This is a genomic window from Nicoliella sp. ESL1149 (assembly GCF_058107265.1).
In genome coordinates, this window is the sequence record NZ_JBYLUE010000002.1 from 1,289,859 (window position 1) to 1,311,154 (window position 21,296).

The following is a 21,296-nucleotide window of genomic DNA, read 5'->3' on the forward strand; positions in this document are numbered from 1 at the left end:
TTATTTATAAAGAATTACTATAATCATATTATAGTAATTCTTTTTTTATGCCAATTTGGTTTGATGATAAAAGTGATAAAACATTTAAAAAGCCTTGAAAAATAAATTTTTTTTAAAGTACATTATTATTGATTATTTATAGACAATAAACTAAAATAAGAATATGTATAAATAGATACAATTTAATGTTAGTTTTCACTGGAAAGAGATAGGGTGAGATAATGATATACAATAAGTTTGAATTTAAGAAAGTTAATGATAAGAAGATAATGAAGAAAGTTAAGAAACAATGGGTCGTTGTTTCTGCTTCATTATTCACTGTCATTGGTGGATACGGATTGAGTCAAATGGTTCATTCCAATGCCACAACTGTTCATGCTGATACTACTTCTGATGCTAATTTTGGAGAAAGTTATTCCTCGGATGATAGTAGTAATGCTTCGCCAGCGTCTGATACAAGCTCATCAGATACTAGTAGTAGTGAAGCTACTGTAAGTTCATCAGACACAAGCTCGAATGAATCTGCTTCAAGTGATTCAACATCAAGCAACGCTGCTGATGTTTCAAGTGCGAGTGTTGAATCTGCTGTTCAAAGCAGTAGTGAAACTGATGCTAAGAGTGCAGAAGTTTCTGGAAATTATGATCAAAAGAGTAGTAACAATAGTAGTAATGCTTCAAGTAACAATATCAATGCTAATGTAAGTATAAGTAGTGAAACAACTAAGAATACAGTTGATTCTACGAACGTAACACCAAGTAGTACATACAACAATGCTACGCAAGCCAATCAAGCTGTAAGTAGTAATAGTAATAATGAAAGTGCAAGTGCAAGTGCTAACGAATTGAACCAAAGTACAATTCAACAAGCTAACGCTAACGCCACCACTTCCAGTGAAGAACAAGTTCAAAAAGTCCAAACAACAGTCAATCAGACTGCTTCTTTAGGGTCAGCAACTACCAATAGTTCAAACTCTGCTGATGCCCAAGGTTCATCAGCATCTAGTCTATCTGCTGGTGATCATGGTAAGAGTGCGGTTTCCATTGCTGATGATGCGTTAGCTAATGCAGTCGTTAACTCGAATAATGCTTCATCTGCAATGGCTAGCTTGAGCACCAATGCTTCAATCACTGCCCAAGCACTTTGGAATAAATTTAGTGATAATGATACACAATCACTTGCAAATAGTGCACTTGCTCAATTAAACGCTACTGTTCAAAGCGCATCCATGCATAACTTAACCGCCAGTGCTAATACCACAGCGGTTCTTTCTGCTAATCTCCAAACCCATCAATATGCTAGCCTGGATGCAGAACAATCTGGTAGTAATAGCAATGTTGACAATGCTAAGTTAGCGTTATCAGCAGCTAATGTAGCTGTAACTAAGGCTAATCAAGTTAATGATGATTCGGTTGCTGTTGATAATTCAGCTGCTACGATTTCCCAACTTCAAACAATCTTGAATGATAATCCAGACATTAATGATGCCATGGTAAGAGCTTTTGCTTCTAATGCTAATAACAGCTCAGCTTCAGATGATGGGGTAGATTATGAACTCGGGGTTGAATATCGTGGTGCTCAACAAACCAATTCCGAAATTTATGACAGTGCTAGTGCTGAAGTTCAAAGTGCTACTACTTACATGAATAGTATTAATGCAGATTATGCCACTGCATCAACCAACATGTCGGTTGCTGCATCAGCAGTTGAGCAGGCGCGGATTCTCTCAATTCGTTATCCAGTTGGAAATGCATACAGTGATTACGTTGCTGCTAAGTCCGCATATTCTGCTCAAGCTAGTGCATTTAATAACAATGTTTTATACAGTGTTTTTGCAACGTCTGATTCCGCTGCTATTCAATACTTATCAACTTATGTAAATGCCAATACTGCATCTTCAATTAACGATAGCGATGCAAGTAATATTAAATCATTATCTGATAGCTTAACTGCTACGATGAACTCGCAATCAACTGCGACATCAAATGCCACCTCAACAGGAAGCAGTCTATATAGCACAGCTAGTGGTTACGCTTTAAATGTATCTAACGAAACAAGTGATACTGCACTTAATGCCAGTCAAAATGCAAATAGTGCTGCCACAGCAACTGGAATTATTAATGTTTCTACTGCTCAACAATTTGATGCTGCAATGAAGAATAGTAGAATCACACAAATTAACGTTGACGCAAACTTTAATTTGTGGAGCAAGTATCCAGGAACTAATGATGATATTCAAGTTCATTCTGCAAATACATCTCAATTTGTAGTTAATGGATTACAAATGGATGGAAGCAGAACAACTGTTGATTTTGCAGGAGCTTCTTATGACTCTCGGACAACTAATACTGTTGTTGAAAACTTGATTACCTATGGTACCGACTATTTTGGTCCTATTACTGCTCGGACATCTTCTTCTAAAAATTTGTACTACGATAACCTTGATTACACTGGTTCACAATTAGCTTATGCTAGAACAACTAATTTATTTATTGGTAATATTAATAGTACCCCTGATACGCAAAATCCTAATTTTAATATTAATGATGATAAGATTGCAAGTACAGTTAATGTCCATGCAAGTACAAGCTATAATCCATCAACTTTAGGAACTGGAGCATCTCAAACATTAGCAACTCCAGAAGGAAATATAAGTTCGACAATTGGAAATCAACAGGCTTTTCAGGTTGCTTCTATGGAAGTTTTACCAGGATCAACTCTAAATGCTGATACTATGAATGGGAATGTTGTTGAACTAGGTGTACTAGGCCTTAATACAAATTCTACTTTTACTGTTGATCACGATGCGACTGTAACATTAGCACCTGGTGGAGGTTCTAGTGGTGAAGATTCTACTTCATGTGGTAATGCAGGTCTTTATCTAACTGGTTCCGGGAATGTTAATCTTAATGCTGGATCTGTTTTAAATATTAACCCTCATGTAACTGCTGCTGATCTTTCAACAATTCCTACTGCTATTTACGTTGCAGGTAGTGCTCTTTCCAATGGTGGTGGACATATTAACATTGTTGATGGAGCAGAACTTAACGTTAATTCTACTGGTCCTGATGGAAATAATAATTCTAACGCACTTAATGGTGCTCAAACAAAAGAGTCAGTTATTTATATTGGTGGAACTTCCGTTCAAGATCCATCATCAATTAATATTACTAATCAAGGAAAGTTAACTTATACTGGAACTAATATGGGTGGTAGTTCAAATAAAGTTCTTGATTTAGTAGGTTCGGGAACTGTAAATATGGATAATACAGCGGAAGTTGATATGTCTTCAGATGGTACTGGTGCAGTCACCTTAATTTATGGTGGTGGTTCTTCTGGTACTAACTTCAATGCTACTGATCCAGAAAAGATTACTTTAGACTTATCTAAGAATACTGGATCGGCCAGTCAACTATTTAATAGTAATGTTTCGTTGAGTGCCAAATATGCATCTGTTACCACTCAATATGGAAATAACTATGGCCCATATCTACGAGTTAATGCTTCAACTGATGGTGTAAACATTAATGTTCAGACCCAAGCTGGTAATAATAATGCAACTACGATTCCTGCTAACACTAGCTTTAATAGATATCTGGAATTGGATCATATTGCTGACGTTCAAGTTGCTGGTGTTCATTATGACCAAGCCACTCATACAATGAGTGGATGGGCAACACCAGGTGCATTCATTAAGCTTACCCAAGACTTAGGAACAACTGATTCAGATGGTGAACCCAATGTTGCTGATCTTATTAATGCTGATCTTCCAAATGGGTTATCTTCTAATGATCCAACTGATACTAATGACACACATAAAAATTATTTTGTTCAAACCGGGAGCGATGGACGTTTCTCATTTGTTATTCCAGAAGCATATCAATCAATAGCTGATACTGCTTATAACAACTATAAGCTTGATGTTTCTGCAAGAATTAACACTTCCAAGCTTAAGAAGCAAGACAACGTGGAAGTCCATGCTTACATTGATGGTGAAAATAATCTTCAGGGAGACACTAACGATACTGGTAATAACTCTACTATGTATAATGACGGTGTGGAATATTCTAAAGGTTATAAACAAGGTCAAATTGATACGAACTATAATAAGGCTGTTGTAAAAAAGGATATTCACTATCAACGTGGATATGATGATGGATTTGGTAACAAACCAGATGCAATTGCTGATAAATACTACCCACAAGTTCAATCTAATGTAGCATCAGCAGAGGCATCTTATGCAAACGCTACAAGTGGTTTTTCAGTTCCATCTGAATATAATGATGACAGTTATCCAACATATGGAAGTAATTACGCAACATCAATTGTTTCTTACACATCATCAGTTGCAAACTCTGCTGTTAATGCTTCTAGTACTTATAATTGGATGACATTTATTAGTGCATGGAGTACTAGTTTATCCGCTGTTAATTCAAGAGCTGCAAGCTTATCTGCTGATATTTCAGCCGCTAGTGCTGCTGTACTAACTCCATTTAGTGTTGCCAGTTCAGCTGTAAGTGCAGCTAGCTCAGCTTTAGTTCAAGCTACAAATGAAAGTGCTCAAGTTGTAACCAATATGACTGCTGCTAAATCATTAGATGCTAATGCTAATACTTCACTTGAAGCTGGTGCTTATGTTGGAATTGCTAGTGTCTATGCTAATGACATTGAAAATTTAGCATCTCAAACATCACTTAATTCCAGTGCCGTAGCTAGTGCTGATGATAGTATTCACGCTTCTTTTGCTCAAATTAGTAATGATATTGCTTCTTTAAGTGCGGCTAGTCTTGAAGCAAGTAGTGACGCTAAGGTTATTGATAGTTTAGTATCACTTGCTAGTCAAGAAAGTTCAGATGTTGATCATGCTAGTGCAGAAATTAGTGCTGCAGTTATTAATAACTCTGCACAATCAGCAGCTGCATCCAGTGCTGCTGCTTCTGCAAGTGATGCTAATACTGGAGCTTCTAATTATAATAGTTCGGCTTCAAGTATTGCTAGTTCGGCTGAAAATACAGCAAGCTTGGCTTCAGATGCTGCCAAAATTCTTATTCCGATTAATTGGTGGAGCCCAACAATTCAAAGTGCAATTACATCTGCGTCCTCTGCAATTAGTTCGGATGCATCTGTAATTAATTCTGCTTCGACCATTGCTTCATCTGCTTCGAATGCAGCAAGTTCTGCAGCTTCAACAGCTTCAAGTGCTGAATCAGTTGCTAGGTCAGCTTCTACTGCAGCTTCTTCAGCTTCAGCTAGTGCTAGTAGCATTATTGCTTCTGCTAAATCAGTTATAGCAAATAACCCTTCTGGAGCTGCTGCTTCTGCTGCTGTTTCTGGAATGAATTCAGCTGCTTCAGCTGCTAATAAAGCGGCCTCTGATGCCAACCAAGCTAATAGTTCAGCTCAGGCTGCATCAACTGCTGCATCAACAGCTGAAAGTACAGTTTCATCTGCTAATTCCGTAATTTCCAATGCTGCTAATGATATTAATAATCAAACTAATATTATTAATGCTAATAAGTATAATCCAAAGAGTGACATGGATACTGCAACCAGCTTAATGAGCCAAGCACAGTCTGATAGTTCAACTTATTCAAATGCCATCAGTTCATTGAATGCTTCAATTGCGAGTGCTAATGCTGAATATAATTCAATTACTAATATTGATGGTCAAATTAGTAATAATGATTCTACTGCTAGTTCAACTGCGGCTTCAATGGCTGCTTACACCAGTAATCACTCTACTGATACGTCATATTCTAGTTATAATTCGATTGCTTCCTCAGCTGCTAAAGACATGGCTAGCAACTGGTCGTTGGTTCAATCGTTAGCTTCATTAGCAAGCAGTGTTGAATCTGCTGGAAGTACTGCGGCTTCCGAAGCTAATGCTATTAGTTCAATGCCTGATTTAGCAAATTCAGGGTACAGTTATGCTTCGAATGCTTATATAGCGGCCTCAAGTGCAAAAGATAGTTCAGCAGCTAGTGCAGGAATTTCCAATGCCAAGAGTGATGTTGATCCTGCCACTGATCGTGCAAATCAAGCAAGTATGGATGCAACTACTGTTTCTAGTGCTTCTTCTGCTCTAACATCTATTTATAACCAATTAAGTGGATTGAATAACAGTATTAATGCAGATAGTAATGCCATTTCAAGTGCGGCTAATGCTGCTAATAAGGGTGGTAGTGCAACCTCGATTGCTACTGACGCTGGTAAATCCGCTAGTGACGCCAAGAAGGCAGCTAGTGAAGCTGCTTCATTTGCTAGTGGTTCTGATGGTTCTGCCGGTGCTAAGTCAGATTCTGTAGTAACAAGTAGTGCATCTACTGAAACTTCCAGTTATGCAAAGCAAGCATCAAGCAATGCTAGTTTAGCTGGATCCATTGCCAGTGCTAACCCTAAGGATTCAATCATTAGTAGTCAAGCATCAATTGCTAGTTCAGCTGCTAATGATGCTTCTGCTGCAAGCAATGATGCAACTAGTGCAAGCAATGATGCAACTAGTGCAAACTCAGCTGCCAGTTCTGCTGCTGCTGTTGCTAGTTCAGCTGCTAATGATGCCTCTATTCAAGCATCTACTGCTTCCTCTAATGCTAGTGCTGCTAACTCTGCTTATGCTAGTGGTGACACTTCCGATGGTGATAAATACAGTAGTGCTGTAATTGCAGCATCAACTGCGGCTTCAAATGATGATTCTAATGCACATGCTGCTGATTCAATCGCAAGTAACCAATCAATTGCTGCTAGTTCTGCTGCTAAACGTGCCCAAAGTGATGCTAATAGAGCAAAGGCTGATTCAGATATTGCTAGTGCTGCTGAATCTACGGCTGCTAGTCAAGCAGCCAACGATAGTGCTAGTTCAGGTGGATCATCTGCAAGTAGTAAAGCAACTAGCATTAGTGCAAATATCGCATCTTTAGCTAATTCTGGAAGTGCTTCTTTTGATGCTGCAAGACAAGCCTCAATTGCTGCTAGTTTAGCTGACACGAAAGTTAATAGTTACTATAATGATGGTAGTAACTTTGCAAGTACTGTAAACAGTATTTACAGTGATTCCGTTAATAGTGGAAATCCTGTTATTTCTAGTGCATCAAGTGTTGTTAAGAGTGACTTAGCATCATTGAGTTCCTACAGTGCTGATGCTAGTTCTGCGAACTCTGTTGCATCAAGTGAATATATTATTGCATCTAACGCTTATGCAAGTTTTGCAACATACAAGAATGCCATTGATGGTTATGTATCAAGTGTTAATAGTTACAATACTCAGATGACGAATGATGCTGCAGCTGGAAATGCTGCGGCCGTTGCAACTGATGAATCTAATGCTCAAAATGTTATCGATTTAGCTAATACACTTCTTGATAATGTTAGTAATGACGCTACAATATTGTCTAGTGCTACAGTTGTAGCTCAAAGTGCTGCTTCTCAAGCTATTAGTGATGAAAGTAGTGCTTCCAACGTTGATTTTTATATATCACTACAAGCTGGATTTGCTCAAGCTGCTAGTGCAGCTGATAGCAGTGCTTCTTTGGCAAGTTCTGAAGCTAAGGCTGCGAGTGCTTCTGCCACTGGATCTAATGGAGCCGGTAGTAGTTCCTCTGAAGCTAGTTCATATGCTTCTGATGCTTCGAATGCTGCTAACTATGCTTCTGCTAATGCCCAAAGTGCATCTAGTAACTCCGCTAAGGCTTCTAGTTACGCAAGTTCTGCGGCATCCATTGCGGCTGCGAACGCAAGTAACGCTACGGTAAGCTCTGCTAACTCTGTTGCTCAATCTGCATCCAGTGTGGCTAGTTCGGCTGCTTCCGATGCATCTAGTCAAGCTGCGATCGCATCCAGTGCGGCTAGTCAAGCTGGTTCAGATGCCAAGGTTGCTAGTTCACAATCTGCCATCGCAAGTAAAGCAGCTTCCGATGCCAGTTCTGCTGCTAGTGTGGCAAGTTCCGCTGCTTCTAAGGGTGATAGCTCCACGGCTTCCTCCGCTGCTGCTGTTGCAAGTAATGATTCTAATTCTGCTCAAAGTGCTTCGATCGCCGCAAGTAATGCCGCTGCTGACGCTAAGAACGAAGACAGTAAGGCGCAAGCTGCATCTACGGCCGCTGCTAACGATAGTTCCGCTGCTTCCAATGCTGCCGATAGTGCTAGTTCGGCTGCTTCCAAGGCCGCTAGTGCTGCGACCGCAGGTAGCAATAGTGCATCTAACACTTCTCAAGCGGCTGCGAATGCCAGTGACGCTGCTAACCAAGCACGGACAGCTGCTAACTCGGCTGATAGTTATGCTAAGATCGCTTCTGATTCCGCTAGTGCTACTAGTTCTGCTGATGCTGCAGTCATCAATGATTCTAATGCTATCAATACTACATCTAGTGCCATTGCTTCAATCGCTAACGATGCCGTTAACTCTGGTAACCCCGTGATTGCATCTGCATCTAGTGTTGCTACTTCAGCAAGTTCAGTTGCCTCCAGTGCTTCTAGTGACGCTGCGATCGCATCTAGTCAAGCTGCTAGTGCTAAGAGTGCGGCAAGTACTGCTGCCTCCAGTGCTGATAGTTATGCTTCCGATGCAAGTAACCAGGCATCGAACGCTTCTAGCTATGCTAATTGCCAATAGTTACTACAAGGCTGGTAACCAAGCTTCTGGAGATGCTTACAGTAATTCTGTAAATACTGCTTCACAAGCTGCTGCTCAAGATGCTACGAATGCACAAAGTGAAGCGGTTATTGCGCAATCGAACGCTAGTTCGGCTTCTAGTGCTTCGGTTCGTGCGGCTAGTGATCAATCAGCTGCTGATGCTGCGAAGGCCTCCGTTGATGCGGCCTTGACTAGTGCCCAAGCTGCTAGTGCCGCCGATAGTTATGCTTCCAAGGCTTCCAGTGAAGCCAGCGAAGCATCCAGTGCTGCCACTGGTTCCAATGGAGCCGGTAGTAGTTCATCGATCGCCAGTTCGGCTGCCAGTTCCGCTGCTTCTGATGCTGCTTCGGCTTCTAATAGTGCCCAAAGTGCTAGTTCTGAAGCTAGTGCAGCTTCTAGCAATGCTAGTGCCGCCGCAAGTGCGGCCTCTGCTAACCCAAGTAACAGTACGATCAGTTCCGCTGCTTCGACTGCTAAGAGTGCGGCAAGTACGGCCAGTTCCGCTGCTTCGAATGCCCAATCAGATGCATCTAAGGCTTCTAGTTATGCTAGTCAAGCTAGTTCAGATGCTAATACCGCATCCAGTGCGGCTTCTGATGCTAGTTCGGCTGCTTCACAAGCAAGTATTGCTCACAGTATCGCCAGTTCGGCTGCTTCACAAGGGGATAGTTCCGCTGCCTCATCCGCTGAACAATCCGCTAGTTCTGCTGATTCCAAGGCTAAGGCTGATTCTAGTGTAGCAAGTTCCGCTGCTAGTGCGGCTAAGAGTGCTGCAGATTCTGCTAGTGACGCATCTAATGCTGCCAGTGCCGATAATTCAACTGCCAGTTCCGCTGCCAGTCAAGCTTCGAGTGCCAACAGTGACGCCCAAAGTGGAGCCAACAGTGGGAACTCTAGTTCTGCTAATAGTATGTCAGATGCAACGAGTGCGGCTGCTTCCAGTGCCAATGCTGCTAACTCTGACGCTTCTAAGTACGCTAGTGAAGCGGTTTCTGCTGCGAACGCTACTAGTGGCTTCAACACCACAGTAAGTAACAATGCTTCGCTTGCTGCAAGTATTGCCAGTGCTAACACTAGTGATTCCGTGGTATCCAGTCAAAATAGTCTTGCTAAATCGGCATCTAATACTGCTAGTGCGGCCTTATCCGATGCGATCGTTCAATCATCCGCTGCATTAAGTTACTCCACAGAAGTATCCAGTGCGGCTAGTGTGGCAAATAGTAATAATACCACTGCTAGTTTTGCGGCTAGTCAAGTCAACTCCTTGGTATCGCAAGCAAATAGTGCCTTTGCGCAAGGTAACAATAGTTTGGGTAGTACCTTTGCTTCCCAAGCTAATACTGCCTTAGCTGGTATGAGTGGTTACCAAAGTGCTGCTACGAGTGCCGCTTCCGTTGCAAGTAGTGTGACTGCAAGTGCCTCAGTAGCTGCTTCGAAGGCCATCAGCGACCAAGCGGTCGCCAGTTCGCCTCGATGGCTGATATTGCCATCAAGGCTGCTTCGAACGCAAGTAATGCCAGTGGTGGTAGTTCTGCTAGTTCCGCTATCAGTAGTATCAGTTCTAACATTGCTTCCTTAGCTAATTCCGCAAGTGGCGACATCACTGCAGCTTCGATCGCTAATTCCCAAGCAGCAAGTGCTTCTGCGGTTGTCAGTGCGGATTCAAGTCAAGGTGCTAGTTATGCTGAAACGGTCGCTAAGATGACCGATTTGAGTCCTACTAATTCTATGAACCGTTCGAACTCAGTGATCGCTAGTGCTTCAGCAGCGATCTCCAATGCTAATAGTGCACTCAATAGTTTAAGCGCTGATGCTACCAAACAAAGTTCCATTGCCAGTGGGGCTTATTCCGGTGCGCAAACTAATTACAATAGTTTGACGAGTGCCCAAAGTGTTGCTTCTAGTTATGTTGTATCTGCTAACTCGCTTGCTACGCAAATCTCTAATGACGCTGCCGCTGGAAATGCCATTGCAGTATCAAATGATGAAAAATTAGATTCGCAAACTGCTTCCAGTGCCAACACCTTGTTCAGTAGTGCCCAAGGTTACGCTAATGGGGTCGACAGTCAAACTAAGGTTGCTCAAAGTGCAGCTAGTCAAGCTATCAATGATGAAAGTTCCGCTAACAGTATCTTAGCTACGATCAGCAATGAAGTTGCTAGTGCCCAATCTGCTAGTGCCGCTGATAGTAGTGCTCAAAAGGCAGCTACTGAAGCTAGTGGAGCTAGTGCGTCTGCTTCTGGGGCTGCAATTAGTTCATCCGTAGCTAGTTCGGCTGCTACCATTGCTTCTAATGATGCTCAAGGTACTTCTAAGAACGCCCAAAGTGCTTCTACGAATGCCAGTGCTGCGGAAAGCGACGCTAACTCTGCGGCTGCGATCGCTTCTGCAAATCCAAAGAACTCCACGGTCAGTTCAGCAACGTCAGTTGCTAAGAGTGCCGCTAGTCAAGCAAGTTCCGCTGCTTCCGATGCGCAATCACAAAGTATCATTGCCTCATCTGCTGCCAGTCGGGCTGCTTCTGATAATACTGTCGCAAGTAGTGCGGCTTCCTTAGCCAGTTCTGCTGCTAAGGATGCTAGTTCGGCTGCTAGTGTGGCTAGTTCTGTTGCTAGTCAAGGAAATAGTTCCGCTGCTTCATCGGCTGAAGCGATTGCGAGTGCGGATTCGATCATTGCATCCAGTGCATCGAGTGCGGCCGCTAGTGCGGCTTCTGACGCCCAAAGTCAAGAGAACTCCGCTAGTGCGGCAAGTAATGCGGCTGCTAACGATAGTAGTACCGCTAGTTCCGCTGCTAATACGGCCAGTTCTGCAGCCAATACGGCTTCGAATGCTGCCAGTGCCGGAAGTGGGAGTGCATCTAATACTTCCCATGCCGCTGCGAATGCAAGTAATGCTGCGAACGAAGCTTCTGCTGCTGCTACTGATGCTGATAAGTATTCTGTAGAAGCATCCAATTCCGCTAGCGCAACTAGTTCCGCTGATGCACAAGTCATCGCTGATTCCACTAACGTTAGTTCCACTTCTAGTGAGATCGCAAGTATCGCAAGTGCAGCCGTTAACTCTGGTAACCCCGTTATCAGCAATGCGGTAAGTACGGCTAACTCTGCGAGTGCCGTTGTATCCAGTGCCTCCAGTGACGCTGCGATCGCATCTAGTGACGCTGCTAGTGCTAATAGTGCCGCAAGTACTGCTGCTAAGAGTGCTGATAGTTATGCTGCTGATGCAAGTAGCAAAGCTTCGATCGCATCTAGTGCTGCTTCGACTGCTAATAGTTACTACTCCGCTGGTAACCAATCCTCTGGAGACGCATTTAGTAATTCTGTTACTGATGCAAGTAATGCTGCTGCTCAAGATGCTACGAACGCTCAATCACAAGCTTCGATTGCCCAATCTGCTGCCAGTTCCGCATCCAGTGCTTCGGTCCGGGCTGCTAGTGATCAAGCTGCTGCCGATGCTGCCAAGGCTTCCGTTGACGCTGCTTTGACTAGTGCTCAAGCTGCTAGTGCCGCTGATAGTTCTGCTTCTAAGGCTGCTAGTGAAGCCAGTGAAGCTTCCAGTGCCGCTACTGGTTCCAATGGTGCCGGTAGTAGTTCTTCTGAAGCTAGTTCCGCTGCTAGTCAAGCTAGTTCAGATGCTTCCGCTGCTTCTAACAGTGCCCAAAGTGCAAACTCTGCATCTAGTATCGCATCCAGTGCCGCTAGTGCGGCTGCCAGTGCTGCCTCTGCTAACCCAAGTAACAGTGCCATCAGTTCCGCTGCTTCGACTGCTAAGAGTGCTTCCAGTATTGCTAGTTCCGCTGCTTCTGATGCTCAATCTGATGCTTCGAAGGCCTCCAGTGCCGCTAGTCGGGCTGCTTCCGATAACAGTATTGCATCCAGTGCGGCTTCTGATGCTAGTTCTGCTGCTAGTCAAGCCAGCATCGCTCACAGTATTGCTAGTTCTGCGGCCTCAAATGGTGATAGCTCCGCAGCTTCATCGGCTGAACAATCTGCTTCATCTGCCGATTCCAAGGCTAAGGCTGATTCCAGTGCGGCTTCATCAGCTGCTACAGATGGATCCAAGGCGGCTAACGATGCTAGTTCTGCTAGTGCCGCTGCATCCAGTGCGGCAAGTACCGCCAGTTCCGCTGCTTCCACGGCATCCAGTGCCAACAGTAACGCCCAAAGTGGGGCTAATAGTGGAGCATCCAGTTCCGCTAATAGTATGTCTGATGCTACGAGTGCTCAAGCATCATCTGCCAATGCTGCTAACTCTGACGCATCCAAGTACGCTAGTGAAGCGGTTTCCGCTGCGAACGCAACTAGTGGCTTCAACACCACAGTAAGCAACAATGCTTCGCTTGCTGCAAGTATTGCGAATGCTAACCCAACTAACTCCGTGGTCAGTGGTCAGAACAGTGTGGCTAGATCCGCATCTAATACCGCTAGTGCAGCCTTATCCGATGCCATCGTTGAATCTTCCGCTGCTTTGAGTTACTCCGCTACGGTATCTAGTGCTGCTAGTGTTGCTAATAGTAACAATGCCAATGCTAGTTACACTGCTAGTCAAGCTAACTCTTTGATCTCGCAAGCTAATAGTGCCTTCAGCAAGGGTGACAATAGTACTGGTAGTACCTTTGCTTCTCAAGCTAGTGCATTGATCGCTGGTATGAGTGCTTATGAAACTAGTGCTACGAGTGCGGCTTCCGTTGCCGTTAGTGTCACTACGAGTGCTTCTGTTGCTGCTTCGAAGGCCATCAGTGATCGAAACGTCGCTAGTTCCATGGCTGATATCGCCATCAAAGCTGCTTCCAATGCAAGTAATGCCAGTGGTGGTAGTTCCGCCAGTTCGGCTATCAACAGTATCAGTTCCAGCATTGCTTCCTTAGCAACTTCTGCTAGTGGCGATGTAGATGCTGCCAAAGCTGCAAGTATCGCAGCAAGTTCTGCTGCAACTGTTGTTAATGCTGATTCCGCAAAGGGATCCAGTTACGCTACGACTGTTAATAGCATCATGAACGATAACACGAACTCATCAAATGCTACTAACCCCGTTATTACGAGTGCATCTGCTGCGATCTCAAGTGCTAACGTCGTTCTTAACAGCTTGAACAACGATGCTTCTAACCAAAACCAAGCTGCCAGTGCTGCATACAGTAATGCCGTTGTTGATTACAATGGTTTAACTAGTGCTGACGCCACTGCAAAGAGTTACGTCGCTTCTGCTAACTCGCTTGCTACGCAAATTTCAAATGACGCTGCTGCTGGTGACGCCAGTGCCGTTGCGAAGGACGAAAGTTCCAATGCTGCGGTTGCTGCCAGTGCCAACACCTTGTTCAGTAGTGCCCAAAATTCTGCTAATGATATCGACAAGCAAACTAAGGCTGCTCAAAGTGCAGCTACCCAAGCCATCACCGATGAAAGTGCTGCTAACAGCGTCTTAGCTGTCATCAGTGCTCAAGCTAGTTCCGCTGCAGATGCTAGTGCTGCTGATAGTAGTGCTAAGAAAGCATCGAGTGAAGCAAGCAATGCATCGAGTGCCGCTGGTTCTAACGGTACTTCCAGTGCTTCCGCTGCAACTAGTTCAGCTTCCGCTGATACTAGTGGTGATTCTAGTGCAACTAGCTCTGCTGCTAGTCAAGCTGGTTCCCATGCTTCCGATGCCAGTTCCGCAGCTAGTGCTGCTAAGAGTGCCGCTTCTGCTAACCCAACTAACAGTTCGATCGCCTCTGATGCTTCTACGGCATCGAGTGCGGCTTCAATTGCTAGTTCCGCTGCTTCCGATGCTTCTAAGCAATCAAGTATCGCTAGTTCCGCTAACTCCATTGCCAGTTCTGCGAACTCCGATGCTAGTTCCGCTAACTCCGATGCCAGTTCTCAAGCTTCGATCGCATCTAGTGCCGCTTCTGCTGCCAGTTCGGCTGCGCAAAGTGGTAACAGTTCGGCTGCTTCCTCTGCTGAATCTGCTGCTAGTTCCGCTGCTAGTGCTGCATCCAGTGATAGCAACAAGGCTAGTTCCGCTGCCAGTGCTGCTAAGAGTGCCGCTTCTGATGCTGACAGTGCTAAGAGTGCTGCTTCAAATGATAACAGTACTGCTAGTTCCGCTGCCTCCACTGCATCATCTGCTAATAGTGCGGCTCAAAGTAGTGCCACTAGTGGTGGTTCCAGTTCTGCTAGTTCCGCCAGTTCTGCTGCATCATCCGGAAGTGCTGCCACCATTAGCTTAGCTAGTGGGGCCGATGCTAATGCTAAGGTCGCTAGCCAAGCTGCTAGTGTTGCTAGTTCTGCAACCAGTGTCGTTCACAGTTACTCCAACACTGCTGATCAAGACAGTGCCATCATGAGTGGCTATGTTGCCAATAACTCTAGTAACTCCGCTGTAAGTACTGCTAACTCCAACTTCCAAAGTGCCAGTGCTGCTTTGAGCTCGGTTGCCAAGAACGCCGATGCTGCTAACAGTTCTGCTGCTTCCGATTACAGTGTGGCAAGTACTGCTGCTAGTCTTGCTGATAGTGTTAATGCGAGTGCCGTTTCCAATGCGAACATGGCCAGTGTTTATGCTGCGCAAGCTAGTGAAGCCGTTCAAGCTGGTAATCTTTCCGATATCACCAAGTTCAATAGCTTAGCTACGAGCTACGCTGATCAAGTCGTTAGCTCCGTGGCGACGGTAAGTAGTTACGCTTCCAATGCCGCTACTGCTACGAAGGCTGCTGAAGATGCTTCTTCCGTTGCTTTGAGTGACGAAGCTCAAGCTAGTGCTTTGAACGATTCGATCGCTGCTGCGATGAGTGCTGCTTCGACTGCTAGTGGTGCTGATAGTTATGCTTCTAATGCATCTAGTGATGCAAGCATTGCTTCTAGTGCTGATGCCGGTACTAAGAAGGATTCCGCAACGGTAAGTTCCATTACTTCCGATGCTAAGAAGGCTTCTGATGCTGCTGGTTCCGATGCTAGTTCTGCCCATGCTCAAGCAAGTTCTGCTTCTAACGCTGCTAGTGAAGCTGCAAGTATCGCATCTGGGAACAGTGCTTACAGTTCCGCTGCTTCGACTGCCAAGAGTGCCGCTTCCGTTGCCAGTTCAGCTGCTTCTGATGCTGACTCCGCAAGCAAGGATGCTAGTTCCGCTGCTAGTGCCGCCGAAAGTGACAATGCAATTGCCAGTTCTGCTGCTAGTGCTACTAGTTCCGATAATTCCTTAGCATCCAGTGCTGCTTCTGATGCTAGTTCTGCTGCTCAAAAGGGTGACAGTGCGAAAGCTTCGACCGATGCAAGTATCGCATCTAGTGCCGCATCCAATGCCATCATCAACTCTAATGCTGCTTCCAGTGCTGCTAATGACGCTAAGAACCAATCCAGTGCGGCCAGTTCGGCTGCTAGTCGGGCTTCTAGCGATAACAGTACCGCTAGTTCCGCTAATAGTACGGCTTCCAGTGCGGCCAGTTCCGCATCCAGTGCTAGTTCGGCTGCTAGTTCCGGTACTTCTGGTAACTCCAGTGCTTCTGCCAGTGCTAAGAGTATTGCTGATAAGACCGCTACTTATGCTTCTGGTGCTGATAGTGATGCTGCCAAAGCAAGTACTGATGCCAGTGAAGCTAACTCTGCTGCGGCCGTAACTTCTGGTTACAACAGTGCTGCTACGAGTGAAGCTGCCGTTGCTTCTAGTTTTGCTAGTGCCAATGCTAAGAACAGTGTGGTCGCTAGTGCTAATAGTGCGGCTAGTTCTGCTGCGGCTCAAGTATCAGCCTTTAATTCAGATGCGATCGTTCAAGCAAGCATCGCAACTAGTGCTTACCAAGTTGCTAGTTCCGCTGCTAGAAGTGCCGACCAAGCTAACACGAATGCTTCGACGGCTGATTCAAACGTTAACAACTTGATCAGTCAAGCTAATAGTGCTTATGCTGCCGGTGATGTTGCTGGTGGAAGTATCTACGCTAACCAAGCTAATACGTCTGCTGCCAGCATGGCGCAATACGAAACTGATGCCTCGAACGCTTCGATCGCCGCTAGTTCGGCTCGGGTAATTGCTGATAGTGCTGCTGCAAAGGCCATCGCTGATGAAAGTTCTGCTTCTGCCTTTGCTAGTTCCGCTGCTAGTGATGCCTCGAATGCTTCGAGTGCTGCTAGTCAAGCTAGTTCCGCTAATAGTGGTTCCAGTGCCAATAGTAGTTCTGCTAACTCTGCTAAGAGTGCTGCTAACTCTGCATCAACTGGGGCTCAAACGAATGCTAACTTAGCTAGTCAATATGCTAGTGAAGCTGTTTCATACGCTAAGACTGCTAATACAGATACTGCCGATGCTCAAAAGGCATACAACAGCGTTAGTGCTTTAGCTAGTCAAAACGCATCTAACACTTCCTTAGCTAGTTATGCTACGCTTGCCAGTTCTGCTATGGCTGCCGTTAGTGCTGCTGATAGTGATGCTAACGTTCAATCTAGTATCGCGGTTAGTGCTAACAGTTCCGCTCAAACGATCAATTCCGCTAACTCCGCATTGAACGCTAGTGTAGTTGCCGCATCCAGTGCTGTAGATAATTACGACAGCTTAGCTAATTCCGCTTACTTAGCTGGTAGTACCGCTCAAGGTGATAGCTACGCTAAGGATGCTACTTCTCAAGTTGCTTCTGCTAGTTCATACGTTCAACAAATTGAAGCTAACTCCACTGCCATCCAAAGCTACACTAACATTGCAAGTAAGGCTGCTGCACAAGCATCTGCTGATGTTCAAACCGTATCCTTCAATGCTAGCGTAACTTCCAGTGCTTCGAGTGCGGCTAGTTCTGCTTCTGATAATGGTTCTAAGGGATCTAAGGCTGCTAGTTCTGCATCTAGTGCGGCTAGTTCCGCTGCTAGCGCAACTTCTAATGATGTAACTTCAGTTAGTGCTGATAAGTCAGCTGCTGATAGTTATGCTGCAGTTGCTAGTTCTGCTGCTTCAGTAGTAAGTTCTAATGCCGTCCTTAACAGTCAAACTGCTAATGAGATCAACAGCTTCTACAGTGCTAATACTACTAATTCCACGATCAAGAGTGCTTCTGCTGTTGCATCTAGTGCCATGATCGTCATCAACAGTGCTAATACTGATGCGCAAGTTCAAAAGCAAACCGCTTCTGATGCTGACTCCGCTGTAAATAGTGAAGTTGCCGTTGTAAGTTCCGCTAACACTGTTGCTCAAAGTGCTAATACCCAAGCTAATGTTTATGCTATCCAAGCTGCGAGTGCTTACAATACTGGAAGTATTTCCCTAGCTGACAACTTTACTTCATTGACCGAAAGTTATGCTTCGATCGCTGTTTCCAACGCTAACATTGCTTCTGATGCTGTAGTTGCTGCTGCTAGTTACACCAACACGGCAAGTACTGCTGCAAGCAAGGCGGTCGATGATGAAAACCACGCAAGTATTGCTGCTGCTTCCATGAACAGTGCGGCTAGTGATGCATCCAGTGCTAATAGTTCTGCTAATAGTGGGGCTAATAGTTCTGCTAGTTCCGCTAGTTCTGCTGCATCTAGCGCTAACTCCATCGTTAATAGTTACGCTAGTGCTGCCAATGCTGATGCAGCTAATGCTGAACAATACTCTATCAATGCATCCAGTGCCGATAGTGCCGTAACTAGTTATGCTAGTGATGCTACTGCTAAGAGTGCTTCTGTTGCAGCGATCATTAGTGCTAACTCCAGTAATGCAAGCAATGCGACGATCAAGTCCGCTGCTTCAACAGTCGCTAGTGCTAGTTCCGCAATCAGTGGTTTGAAGAGTGATGCTGATAATCAAAACGCAATTGCTAGTTCCGCTGCTAAGACTGCTGAATCAGCTGCAAGTCAAGCTGACAAAGATAGTCAAGCTGCTAGTTCCAATGCTAATATGGCCAGCGTCTTTGCTAGTCAAGCATCATCTGCTAATGCTGCTCACAACAATACTGATGCTGCTAAGTTCAACTCTACAGCTGCTAGTTACGCTAGTGATGCTGAAGGGGTCATCAGTGATGCTAGTTCTGCTGCTGCCGCTGCTAAGACTGCTACGGACACTGCATCAACTGCTGCTAGTTCCGCTGAAGCTGACCAAAGTAAGGCTGCTGACTTAGATAAGACGATCAGTGCTGCTGTTACATCTGCCCAAAATGCTAGTGCCGCTGATAGTTATGCATCCGGTGCTTCTAATGATGCAAGTATCGCATCTAGTGCTACTTCTGGTGCTGATGATTCATCTAAGGCTGCTGGTTCTGCTGCTACTAGTGCTGCTAGTGAAGCTAGTTCCGCTGCTAGTGATGCATCCAGTGCTGATAACTCTGCTAACAGTGCATCTGCTGATGCATCTAAGGCTGCCAGTGCTGCTTCTGCAAATCCTAAGAACAGTGCGATGAATTCTGCTGCTAGTGCTGCTAAGTCTGCTGCTAATGCTGCTAGTTCCGCTGCTAGTGATGCATCCAGTGCTGCTACCAGTGCTGCATCCGCTGCTTCCAGAGCTGCTAGTGAAAGTGGAATTGCATCTAGTGCAACTTCTGATGCTAACTCCGATAACTCTGCTGCATCCAATGCTGCATCCGCAGCCAGTGCTGCTGCTCAAAGTGGTGACAGTTCAACTGCATCTGCTCAATCGATCATTGCTAGTTCTGCAGCCAGTGCTGCTAAGAGCGCTAGTGCCATTGCTTCTAACGCTGCTAGTGCGGCTCAAAGTGATAACAGTGATGCTTCATCTGCTGCATCTAGAGCTTCGAATGATAGTTCTGCTGCAAGTTCAGCATCCAACGCTGCAAGTTCTGCTAACTCAGCTGCTTCTAGTGCTGCATCTGGTGCTAACTCCGGCTCAAGTTCCGCTAGTTCTGCCAGTTCCGCTGCTTCCAATGGTAGTGCCATCATCATTAGCTTAGCAAGTACTGCTGATGCCGATGCTAACTCCGCTAGCGTTGATGCAAGTATTGCATCCAGTGCTGCTAGTGTCGTTGCTGCTGATAGTTCAACTGCAACTTCCGATAGTGCGGTCATCAATAGTATTGCTACGCAAAACAGTGGTAACTCTGCAATGAGTAGTGCATTGAACTCCTTCAACTCCGCAAGTACTGCCGTATCCGGTTACAATACTGATGCCCAAGCTCAAAAGAGTGCTGCTAGTTCCGCTTACGTGGTTGCTAGTTCCAATGCTGCCATCGTTGATAGTATCAACACGGTTGCTAAGTCCAATGCTACAATGGCAAGCATCTATGCTAACCAAGCAAGTACTGCTGCTGTTAATGGTCAATCAGATGATCAAATCAATGCCTTGAACAGTAGTGCTGCTAGTTATGCTGCTGCTGTTGTAAATGCTGAAAGTACTGCTAGTGCTTATACATCATCCGTTGCAACTGCTACTGCTAGTGCTAAGAGTGCTGCTGATAAGGCCGTTGCTGATGAGAACAGTGCCAATGCTGAAATGGGTGTTATCAGTAATGCCATGAATTCAGCTAACGCTGCCAGTGCTGCTGATAGTTCCGCATCGAAGGCTGCTAGTGAAGCCAGTTCTGCTGCTAGTGATGCTTCTGGTAAATCTGGTGCTGGTTCTAATTCTGCTAGTGCTAGTTCTGATGCATCTGCTGCATCCAGTGCTTCTAATGATGCTAGTTCTGCTGCTTCTAAGGCAGGTAGCAATGCTAGTGATGCATCCAAGGCTGCTAGTGAAGCTTCCTCAACTGCTTCTGCTGCTTCCAATAACCCAGCTGCTAAGAGTGCTGCTAGTGATGCAAGTAAGGCCGCTTCAACTGCCAGTTCTGCTGCTAGTGACGCAAGTATTGCATCGAGTGCCGCCAGTTCTGCTAATAGTACTGCTAGTTCCGCTGCTAGTGATGCATCTAATGCATCCAGTGCTGCTAGTTCTGCTGCTTCTGCTGCATCTAGTGCTGCTAGTGATGCAAGTAAAGCTGCACAAAGTGGGGACAGTTCCGCTGCTAGTTCCGCTGAAAGTAAAGCATCCAGTGCTGCTGCTAGTGCTTCTGCTGACAGTTCGGCTGCAAGCAAGGCTGCAAGTATTGCCAGTTCTGCTGCTTCCGATGCTAAGAGTGCTGCTTCCCGTGCTGACAACGATAGCTCGATCGCTAGTTCCGCTAATAGTGCTGCTAGTTCCGCTAACTCCGCTGCTTCTAGTGCTTCCAATGCTGCTAGTTCCGGTGCTTCTGGTAACTCCAGTGCTTCTGCTTCTGCTAATAGTATTGCCAGTGCAACAGGAAGTTATGCTTCTGGTGCTGATGCCGATGCTTCTAAAGCCAGCGTCGATGCCAGTGAAGCTAACTCCGCTGCTGTCGTAACTTCTGGTTACAACAGTACTGCTACGAGTGAAGCTGCTGTTGCTTCAAGCATTGCTTCTGCTAATGCTAAGAACAGTATCGTTAATAGTGCTAACCAAGCTGCCAGTTCTGCCGCTTCATTAGTTGCTAGTTACAATGCTGATGCTTCTAACCAAGCAAGTATCGCTACAAGTGCTTACCAAGTTGCTAGTGCTGCTGCTAAGAGTGCCGACCAAGCTAATACCAATACCACAACCGGGGTATCTAACGTTAATAACTTGATCAGTCAAGCTAATAGTGCCTTTGCTGCCGGAGATACTGCTGGTGGAACTCAATTTGCTAGTCAAGCAACTTCTGCTGCTGCATCCATGGCTCATTACCAAACTGATGCATCGAATGCTTCGATCGCTGCTAGTTCTGCTCGAGTAATTGCTGAT

Annotated in this window: 2 protein-coding genes; both read left to right on the plus strand. The window is 45.3% G+C overall.

Going from position 1 to position 21,296, the window contains the following annotated elements; all coding sequences use genetic code 11:
• Positions 1–221: 221 nt before the first annotated feature.
• Positions 222–8,606 carry a hypothetical protein gene (locus AC3B6G_RS06300; RefSeq protein ID WP_489849536.1) on the plus strand — a complete coding sequence of 2,795 codons (8,385 nt, stop codon included), beginning with the start codon at positions 222–224 and terminating at the stop codon, positions 8,604–8,606.
• Positions 8,548–10,206 (plus strand): hypothetical protein, encoded by a 1,659-nt coding sequence (locus AC3B6G_RS06305; protein WP_489849537.1) that lies wholly within the window; start codon positions 8,548–8,550, stop codon positions 10,204–10,206. Before AC3B6G_RS06300 ends, AC3B6G_RS06305 begins: the two co-directional genes overlap by 59 nt.
• The last annotated feature ends 11,090 nt before the right edge of the window (positions 10,207–21,296 follow it).